A 9,737-nucleotide genomic window follows, 5' to 3' on the forward strand; every position below is an offset into this window, starting at 1 on the left:
CTGTAGGAGCTGCCGAAGGCTGCGATCTTTTGATTCTCAGGCAACAAAAAGCCCACCAATCGGTGGGCTTCCTGTTTTCACCTGATGATGATCAGAACAGCTTCATCTTCGGTGCTTCTTCTTTCAGCGGTTCGTTCTGCGCGGTCTGCGCATTCCAGCCACCCCCCCAGGGCCTTGTACAGGTTGACCGCACTGGTCAGCTGCGCGAGGCGGTCGGTGATCAATGCCTGTTGCGCGCTGAACAACTGACGCTGGGCGTCGAGGAAGGTCAGGTTGCTGTCGACACCGATGCGGTAACGACGCTCGGCCAGGCGGTAGTAATCCTGGTTGGCCGCGACGAAGTCACGCTGCGCTTGCAACTGCTCGGTGTAGGTCTGGCGGGCGGCCAGGCCGTCGGCGACTTCCTGGAAGGCGGTCTGAATCGACTTCTCGTAGTTCGCCACGCCAATGTCCTTCTGGATCTTGGCGTAGTCGAGGCTGGCGCGCAGGCTGCCGGCGTTGAAGATCGGCAGGTTGATCTGCGGCTGGAACAGCCATGTGCCCGAACCACCTTTGAACAGACCGGACAAGTCCGGGCTCAGGCTGCCCGCATTGGCGGTCAGGCTGATGCTCGGGAAGAACGCTGCACGGGCGGCGCCGATGTTGGCGTTGGCCGCTTTCAGGTTGTACTCGGCCTGAAGGATGTCAGGACGACGTTGCAGCAAGTCCGAAGGCAGACCGGCCGGTACGTCGCTGAGCAGATCATCCGACAGCGGTTTGGCCGCTTGCAGATTGGCCGGGATACCGGTGCCGAGCAGCAGGGTCAGGCTGTTCTCGTCCTGAGCCACCTGACGGGTGTACTTGGCCAGTTGCGCCCGGGCGTTTTCCACCGAGGTGCGCGACTGCGCCAGGTCCAGCGCCGAGGCCACACCGACTTCGTTGCTGCGGCTGGTCAGCTTGTAGCTTTCTTCGAAGGCACCGAGGGTGTCCTGCGTCAGCTTGAGCAGTTCCTTGTCCGCCTGCCAGGTCATGTAGGCGTTGGCCACACTGGCCACCAGACTGATCTGGGTGCTGCGACGCGCTTCTTCGGTGGCGAAGTATTGTTGCAGCGCTTGTTCGCTCAGGCTGCGCACCCGTCCGAACAGGTCGAGTTCGTAGGCGCTGATGCCGACGGTCGCGGTGTAGGAACTGGTGATCGTCGAATCACCGGTCTGCGACGCTCGCGCCGGAACCCGCTGACGGCTGCCGCTGGCATTGGCCGATACGGCCGGGAACAGATCCGCTCGCTGGATGCGGTATTGAGCCGCGTAAGCGTCGATATTCAGTGCCGCGACACGCAGGTCGCGGTTGTTTTCCAGTGCCACCTGGATCAGCTGCTGCAGGGCCGGGTCATGGAAAAACTGCTTCCAGCCCTGCTCGGCAGCGGCTTGCGCCGGCGCCTGGGCCGGCGAATAGGCCGGCCCTTGCGGGTACTGACCTGCGACAGGAGCCTCAGGCTGCTGATAATCGGGGATCAGCGAGCAACCGCTCAGCACGAAGGCGGCGACTGCGATGGAGAGTAGCGACTTGCTCATTGGCCAGCCTCTTTAGGAGTTTCAGTCGTCTCGTCCGGATCGGCGATTTTGCGCTGGCCCATGGACGAAACCGTGACGAAGAACAGTGGGACCCAGAAGATCGCCAGGATCGTGGCCGTGAGCATACCGCCAATCACGCCGGTACCGATCGCGTGCTGGCTACCCGAACCTGCGCCCGTGGAGATCGCCAACGGTACTACACCGAGAACGAACGCCAGCGAGGTCATGATGATCGGTCGCAGACGCATGCGGCACGCTTCGATCGCCGCATCGCGCAGACTGCGCCCTTGTTCATGCAGCTCCTTGGCGAATTCGACGATCAGAATGGCGTTTTTAGCTGCCAGACCGATGGTCGTCAACAGACCCACCTGGAAGTACACGTCGTTGGACAGCCCGCGCAGGCTGGTGGCCATCAGCGCGCCGATGATCCCCAGCGGTACCACGAGCATCACGGCGATCGGAATCGACCAGCTCTCGTACAGCGCCGCCAGACACAGGAACACCATCAGCAGCGACAGGGCATACAGCGCTGGCGCCTGCGAGCCGGACAGCCGTTCCTCGTAGGACAGACCGGTCCAGGAGATACCGACACCGGCCGGCAGCTTCTTGGCAATCGCTTCGACTTCGGCCATCGCTTCACCGGTGGAGTAACCCGGCGCCGGAGAACCGAGGATCTCCATCGCTTCCACACCGTTGTAGCGTGCCAGTTTCGGCGAACCGTAGATCCACTCGCCCTTGGCGAATGCGGAGAACGGCACCATGGTCCCGGCGCTGTTGCGTACGTACCACTTCTTCAGGTCTTCCGGGCTCATGCGAGCGCCAGCCTGACCTTGCACGTACACCTTTTTCACCCGACCGCGGTCGATGAAGTCGTTGACGTAGCTACTACCGAAGGAGATCGACAGGGTGCTGTTGATGTCGGAAATGCTCACGCCCAGGGCGCGGGCCTTCGCATCGTCGATTTCCAGGTGGTATTGCGGCTCATCGTTCAGACCGTTCGGACGCACCTGGTAGAGCACCTTGCTCTGCGCGGCCATGCCGAGGAACTGGTTACGCGCTTCCATCAGTTTTTTCGTGACCGATACCGGCGCGGTCCTGCAGGAACACGTCGAAACCGGTGGCGTTACCCAGCTCCAGTACCGCTGGCGGGGCGAAGGCAAACACCATCGCGTCGCGGAAGCTGAAGAAGTGCTGCTGGGCGCGCTGGGCCAGGGCAAACACGCTGTTGCTCGAATCACGCTCGTGCCACGGCTTGAGCATGATGAACGCCAGACCCGAGCTCTGCCCACGACCGGCGAAGTTGAAGCCGTTCACGGTGAACACCGAAGACACCGCCCCCGCTTCTTTATCCAGCAGATACGAACGCATTTCGTCGATCACGACCTGGGTTCGTTCGGCACTGGAACCCGCTGGAGTCTGTACCTGGGCGAACAATACGCCCTGGTCTTCTTCCGGCAGGAACGCAGTCGGAATGCGGGTGAACAGCCAGATCATGCCGACCACGATCAACAGGTAGGCCAACAGATACGGCGCCTTGCGCTGCAGGATGTTGCCAACGCCGCGCTCGTAGCTGCGCACGCTGCGGTCGAAGTTGCGGTTGAACCAGCCGAAGAAGCCTTTTTTCGGCGTGCCGTGCTCGCCTTTCGGAATGGCCTTGAGCATGGTCGCGCAGAGCGCCGGGGTGAAGATCAGCGCAACCAGCACCGACAGGGCCATGGCCGAGACGATAGTGATCGAGAACTGACGGTAGATCACACCGGTGGAACCGCTGAAGAACGCCATCGGCAGCAATACTGCCGACAGCACCAGGGCGATACCGACCAGAGCGCCCTGGATCTGCCCCATGGACTTCTTGGTCGCTTCCTTCGGTGACAAGCCTTCTTCGGCCATCACCCGCTCGACGTTTTCCACCACGACGATGGCGTCGTCCACCAGCAAGCCGATGGCCAATACCATACCGAACATGGTCAGGGTGTTGATGCTGAAACCGGCAGCCGCGAGGATGCCGAACGTGCCGAGCAATACCACCGGCACGGTCATCGTGGTGATGACGGTGGCGCGGAAGTTCTGCAGGAACAGGAACATCACCAGGAACACCAGCGCGATCGCCTCGACCAGGGTTTCAACCACACCCTTGATCGATTCGGTCACCACTGGCGTGGTGTCGTACGGGAACACCACTTCCATGCCTTGCGGGAAGAACGGCTTGAGTTCGTCAATCGTCTTGCGCAGCGCCTTGGCGGTGTCGAGGGCGTTGGCGCCGTTGGCCAGTTTGACCGCCAGACCGGACGACGGCTTGCCGTTGAACTGCGCCGAGATGGTCGAGTTTTCACCACCCAGACCGACGTCGGCGACATCGCCGATGTGCACTTGCGAACCGTCCTGGTTGACCTTCAGCAGAATCGCCTTGAACTGCTCGGCAGTCTGCAGACGGGTCTTGCCGATGATCGTGGCGTTCAGTTGCTGGCCTGGCAGCGCCGGCAAACCGCCGAGCTGACCGGAAGACACCTGAACGTTCTGCGCCGAAATCGCGCTGCTGACATCAGCGGGGGTCAGGTTGTACTTGTTCAACTTGGCCGGATCGAGCCAGATGCGCATTGCGTACTGGGCACCGAAGACCTGGAAGTCACCGACACCGGCAGTCCGCGAGATCGGGTCCTGCATGTTCGACACGATGTAGTTGGACAGGTCGTCCTTGGTCATGCTGCCGTCACGCGATACCACGCCGATCACCAGCAGGAAGTTCTTCACTGCCTTGGTCACGCGGATACCCTGTTGCTGCACTTCCTGCGGCAGCAGCGGGGTCGCCAAGTTCAGCTTGTTCTGAACCTGAACCTGCGCGGTGTCGGAGTTGGTGCCTTGCTCGAAGGTCGCGGTGATGGTCATGCTGCCGTCGGAGTTACTTTCCGAAGACACATAACGCAAGTTGTCGATACCGTTGAGCTGTTGCTCGATCACCTGGACCACGGTGTCCTGCACGGTTTGTGCCGAAGCACCCGGGTAGGTCACGGAGATCGCGATGGCCGGAGGCGCAATGCTCGGGTACTGGTTGATCGGCAATTTGAGGATCGAGAGTGCCCCGACCAACATGATCACCAGGGCAATTACCCAGGCGAAAATCGGACGGTCGATAAAAAATTTCGACATGAGTTACTCCCCTTTGCCGCCAGCGGCTTTGTCAGCTGCCTGAGCGGGGGCCGGGTTCTTGGCTACGTTGGTCGCTTCGGTCGGGTTGACCTGAGCACCTGGGCGAACATATTGCAGGCCTTCGGTGATCAGACGATCGCCGGCTTTCAGGCCATCTTCGATCAGCCACTGGCTGCCGACGGTGCGGCTGGCCTTGAGCTGACGCAGCTCGACCTTGTTGTCCGGGCCGACAACCAGTGCGGTCGGGGTGCCCTTGAGGTCACGGGTCACGCCTTGTTGCGGCGCCAGAATGGCGGCGGCGTTGACGCCGGCCTGCAACTGGGCGCGGACGAACATGCCGGGCAGCAGGGTGTGATCCGGGGTTCGGGGAACACGGCGCGCAGGGTCACGGAACCGGTCGTTGGATCAACCGATACTTCGGAGAATTCCAGTTTGCCGTCGAGCTTGTACTGGCTGCCGTCTTCCAGGGTCAACTTGACCGCTGCCGAGTTGTCACCGGCTTTCTGCAGACGACCGCTTTCCAGCTCGCGGCGCAGTTCCAGCAGTTCAACCGAGGACTGGGTGACGTCGACATAGATCGGGTCCAGTTGCTGGATCGTCGCCATCGCGTCGGCCTGACCATTGCTGACCAGCGCGCCTTCGGTCACCGCAGAACGGCCGATACGACCGGAGATCGGCGCGTAGACCTTGGTGTATTTCACATTGATCTGCGCGCTTTGCAGCGACGCTTCCGATTCCATGCGGTTGGCCACGGCGGTGTCGTATTCCTGGCGGCTCACGGCCTGCTCGTCGACCAGTTGCTTGTAGCGGTCGGAGATCGACTTGGTCGAACGCAGATTGGCTTCGGCGCTTTTCAGGGTCGCTTCATAGACTGCCGGATCGATCTGGTACAGCTGCTGACCGGCTTTGACGTCGGCGCCTTCCTTGAACAGACGCTTGAGAATGATGCCGTTGACCTGTGGCCGGACTTCAGCGATGCGGTACGCACTGGTGCGCCCCGGCAGTTCCGACGTGAGGGTGAACGCTTGTGGTTGCAGGGTGACGACGCCGACCTGAGGAGGCGGAGCGGCCGGGGCCGCTTCTTCCTTTTTACATCCGCTGAGCAGCGATGCCAGGGCGACGGCAGTGACCAGAGCGGTAACAGCTGGCTTGAATTGCATGAAGATCCTCGGGTCAGGCGCGCAAAATGCGCACAAGAAGTGTGGAAGGGTAAAAAAATCGGGTCGAGTGGATAAGTAGCTTGCTAAGGAATATACTTACGTTCATGGTTGTTTGTAAATAGCTTGGCGTCGTACCCACCCTGTTACAAAATGCGTCGCAAGGTTTGAAATTGTAGGCCGGGGAGCCGATTCGTGAGAAATCGGCCCCCTCTTTATTCAGCGGATATTCAGCCATCCCTGAAACATCCTGTTTGAGGTTTTACTGCCATGGTCCGTCGTACCAAAGAGGAAGCTCAGGAAACGCGCAGCCAGATTCTCGAAGCGGCCGAGAAAGCGTTTTATGAAAGGGGCGTGGCCCGCACGACCCTGGCGGATATCGCGACAATGGCCGGCGTTACGCGCGGCGCCATTTATTGGCACTTCAGTAACAAGGCCGATCTGGTGCAGGCGATGCTCGACAGCCTGCATGAACCGCTGGATGAATTGGCCAAGGCCAGCGAGAGCGAGGACGAACTCGATCCGCTGGGGTGCATGCGCAAGCTGTTGATCCATCTGTTCCATCAGGTTGCCCTGGATCCGAAGACCCGTCGCATTAACGAGATTCTGTTTCACAAGTGCGAATTCACCGATGAAATGTGCGATCTGCGCCAGCAGCGCCGCACGGCCAGTCTCGAATGCAATCTGCGCATCGGACTGACCCTGCGTAATGCGGTCAATCGCGGCCAGTTGCCGGAAGATCTCGACACTGCCCGCGCGGCCATCAGCATTCATGCGTATATCGATGGCCTCCTGTATGGATGGCTATTGGCGCCGGACAGCTTTGAGCTGCATGCCGAGGCCGAGCGTTGGGTCGATACAGGGTTGGATATGCTGCGCCTGAGCCCCAGCCTGCGCAAATGAAACAAAATGCGTAAATGACACAGGTTATGTCAATTGGCCTGCTTTTATAGACGCCCGAACCGCGAGTTTAAACGTAGCGAGCTACGGATTTTGTAGGGATTTTGTGTCGTCCCTGTGAACGAATGTTAGCTGCCCCGTACCGGGCGCCCAAGAAAAAAGCCCCCCGGCTCTCACGAGTCGGGGGCTTTTTGCGTTTTCTGCTGCTTTTGGACTGAATAACGTTTACAGCGTCGGGTAGTCGATGTAACCGACCGGGCCCTTGCCGTAGAACAGCTCTGGGCGCGGATCGTTCAGCGGAGCATCGGCCTTCAGGCGTGCCGGCAGGTCCGGGTTGGCAATGAACGGTACGCCGAACGCTACGGCGTCAGCCTTGCCTTCAGCCAGCCACGCATTGGCGCTGTCTTTGGTGAAGCGCTCGTTAGCGATGTACGCACCGCCGAAGGCTTCTTTGAGCTGTGGACCGAGGCTGTCGGCACCTTCTTTCTCGCGGGAGCAGATGAAGGCGATGCCACGTTTGCCCAGCTCGCGAGCGACATAAGTGAAGGTCTCGGCCAGATTGTCGTCGCCCATGTCATGGGAGTCAGCGCGGGGTGCCAGGTGCACGCCGACACGGCCGGCGCCCCAGACGTCGATCGCCGCGTCAGTCACTTCCAGCAGCAGACGCGCACGGTTCTCCAGGGAGCCGCCGTAGTTGTCGGTGCGCTGGTTGGTGCTGCTTTGCAGGAACTGGTCGAGCAGGTAGCCGTTGGCGCCGTGGATTTCCACGCCATCGAAACCGGCGGCTTTGGCGTTCTCGGCGCCGGTACGGTAGGCCTCGACAATCTCGGCGATTTCAGCGGTTTCCAGAGCACGCGGGGTCGGATAGTCGGCCAATGGACGCACCAGGCTGACGTGACCTTTAGGCTGGATGGCGCTCGGCGCGACCGGGGTTTCGCCGTTGAGGTACGACGGATGCGAGATGCGGCCGACGTGCCACAGTTGCAGGACGATCTTGCCGCCGGCAGCGTGCACGGCTTTGGTCACGTTGGTCCAGCCGCGGACCTGGTCGTTGGACCAGATGCCCGGGGGTGTCCGGGTAGCCAACGCCCATCGGGGTGACCGAGGTGGCTTCGGACAGGATCAGGCCAGCCGACGCGCGCTGTACGTAGTATTCAGCCATCAGCGCGTTCGGTACGCGGCCTTCGTCGGCGCGGCAGCGGGTCAGCGGGGCCATGATGATGCGGTTGGACAGCTCGAGGTCGCCCAGTTTGATCGGATCGAAAATAGTTGCCATGTGTACAACCCTCGTCAGTGAAGTGGTTAATCAGTGGGTAGCAGGGGCCAGACCGGCGTCGCCGTTCTGACGGAAAGTGATCAGGGTCACCAGCAGCGCGAGTACGGCCAGCGCGGCGGCGGCCAGGGGCACGCTGGTCAGGCCGAAACCGTGGGCGATGACGCTGCCGCCGACCCAGGCGCCCAAGGCGTTGCCGATGTTGAAAGCGCCGATGTTCAGGGTCGACACCAGGTTCGGAGCCGCCTTGCCGAAGGTCACCACGTTGACTTGCAGCGCCGGAACGGCGGCGAACGAAGCGGTGGCCCAGAGGAACAGGGTGATTTCCGTCGGGATCAGCGCAACGCTGGTCCAGCTCAGCGCGGTGGAAACCACCGCCATCGCCACGAACACGCCGATCAGAGTGGCGCCGAGACGCTTGTCCGCCAGTTTGCCGCCAATGATGTTGCCCACCGTCAGACCGAGGCCGATCAGCAGCAGGGTCCAGGTCACGCCTTTGGGCGAGACACCGGTGACATCGCCGAGCAGCGGCGCGACGTAGGTGAAGAGGGTGAACATCGACGCGGCGAACAGTGCGGTCATGCTCAGCGACAGCCAGATACCGGCGCCCTTGAGGGCGGCGAGTTCGGCGCGCATGTCGAGTTTTTCTTCGTCACGCTTGGCCGGCAGGAAGCGGATCAGACCGATCAGCGCCACGACGCCAATTACGGTTACCGCCCAGAAGGTCGAACGCCAGCCGGCTTCCTGACCCAGCGCCGTGCCCAGTGGCACGCCGAGCACGTTGGCCAGGGTCAGGCCGGTGAACATCAGTGCCACGGCGGATGCGCGCTTGTTTGGCGCGACCAGCCCGGCAGCTACCACAGAACCGATACCGAAAAACGCACCGTGGCACAGTGCCGTGACGACACGGGCAAACATCAGCACGTTGTAATCACTGGCGATGGCACACAGCAGGTTACCAACGATGAAAATCCCCATCAGCGCTATCAGCGCGGCCTTGCGCGGCAGTCTGGCGGTGGCCAGCGCCATGAACGGCGCACCGATGGCCACGCCCAGGGCGTAACCGGTCACCAGCCAGCCGGCGCCCGGGATCGACACACCGAGATCGGTCGCCACATCGGGCAGCAGGCCCATGATGACGAACTCGGTGGTGCCGATGGCGAAGGCACTCAAGGCCAGGATGAGTAGCGAGAGGGGCATTTGAATCAATTCCTTGTGGGAGCGCTGAGCTCTTTGACGATGGCGTCGAGGAACGCCTGGATCACGTCCTCGTTGCGTTTGAAAAAGTGCCACTGGCCGGCTTTCTGGCTGCTGATCAGACCTGCACGTTGCAGGGTCGCCAGGTGGGCGGAGACGGTCGACTGCGACAGGCCGCAGCGTTGATCGATCTGCCCGGCACAGATGCCGTACTCGTGGTTGTGAATCTGCTCAGGAAACTGGGCTTTGGGGTCTTTCAGCCAGATGAGGATGTCTCGCCGTACTGGGTGCGCCAGGGCTTTTATTATTTCGTCGAGGTCGAGGTTCATGGCTTTGTGCTCGTGATGTGTAGCGCTATATCGCGATGAGGCGAACTTTAAATCGTTATTTCGCGATATACCAATATGAATTTGATCTGACGACCGCATAAATCGGTATATCGGGTTATAACGATACGTGTGTTGTAACGATGAAAGCGCGCAGTGCTAAGCTGCGCCCCATGAAACTCAT

The 9,737-nt window shown here is 61.0% G+C and carries 3 protein-coding genes and 4 pseudogenes; 1 reads left to right on the plus strand and 6 read right to left on the minus strand.

What is annotated here, in order from left to right:
• Positions 1–91 precede the first annotated feature (91 nt).
• The 3 pseudogenes from emhC to HT737_RS22365 form a co-directional block, all read right to left on the minus strand.
• Positions 92–1,553 (minus strand): annotated as a pseudogene (emhC, locus tag HT737_RS22355) (efflux RND transporter outer membrane subunit EmhC).
• A pseudogene (gene emhB, locus HT737_RS22360) lies at positions 1,550–4,700 on the minus strand (efflux RND transporter permease subunit EmhB). The pseudogenes emhC and emhB overlap by 4 nt, the downstream one beginning before the upstream one ends.
• Before the next feature lie 3 nt (positions 4,701–4,703).
• A pseudogene (locus HT737_RS22365) lies at positions 4,704–5,860 on the minus strand (efflux RND transporter periplasmic adaptor subunit).
• 267 nt (positions 5,861–6,127) lie between these two features.
• On the opposite strand from HT737_RS22365, the gene emhR reads away from it, so the two are divergent.
• Positions 6,128–6,760 carry an efflux system transcriptional repressor EmhR gene (emhR, locus tag HT737_RS22370; RefSeq protein WP_182404020.1) on the plus strand — a complete coding sequence of 211 codons (633 nt, stop codon included), beginning with the start codon at positions 6,128–6,130 and terminating at the stop codon, positions 6,758–6,760.
• Positions 6,761–6,982: 222 nt separating this feature from the next.
• On the opposite strand, the pseudogene HT737_RS22375 reads toward emhR, so the two are convergent.
• From HT737_RS22375 to HT737_RS22385, 3 genes and pseudogenes are all read right to left on the minus strand, one after another.
• A pseudogene (locus HT737_RS22375) lies at positions 6,983–8,033 on the minus strand (alkene reductase).
• A 30-nt stretch (positions 8,034–8,063) separates the two neighbouring features.
• Entirely contained in the window at positions 8,064–9,230 is a 1,167-nt protein-coding gene (locus HT737_RS22380) for an MFS transporter (RefSeq protein ID WP_182404021.1), read from the minus strand.
• Between the two features lie 5 nt (positions 9,231–9,235).
• Positions 9,236–9,556, minus strand: coding sequence for a helix-turn-helix transcriptional regulator (locus HT737_RS22385; protein WP_003222436.1), 321 nt, complete (start codon positions 9,554–9,556; stop codon positions 9,236–9,238).
• Between the last annotated feature and the right edge of the window lie 181 nt (positions 9,557–9,737).

This window comes from Pseudomonas sp. MD195_PC81_125 (assembly GCF_014060985.1).
In the GTDB taxonomy this organism is placed as follows: Bacteria; Pseudomonadota; Gammaproteobacteria; order Pseudomonadales; family Pseudomonadaceae; genus Aquipseudomonas; species Aquipseudomonas parakoreensis.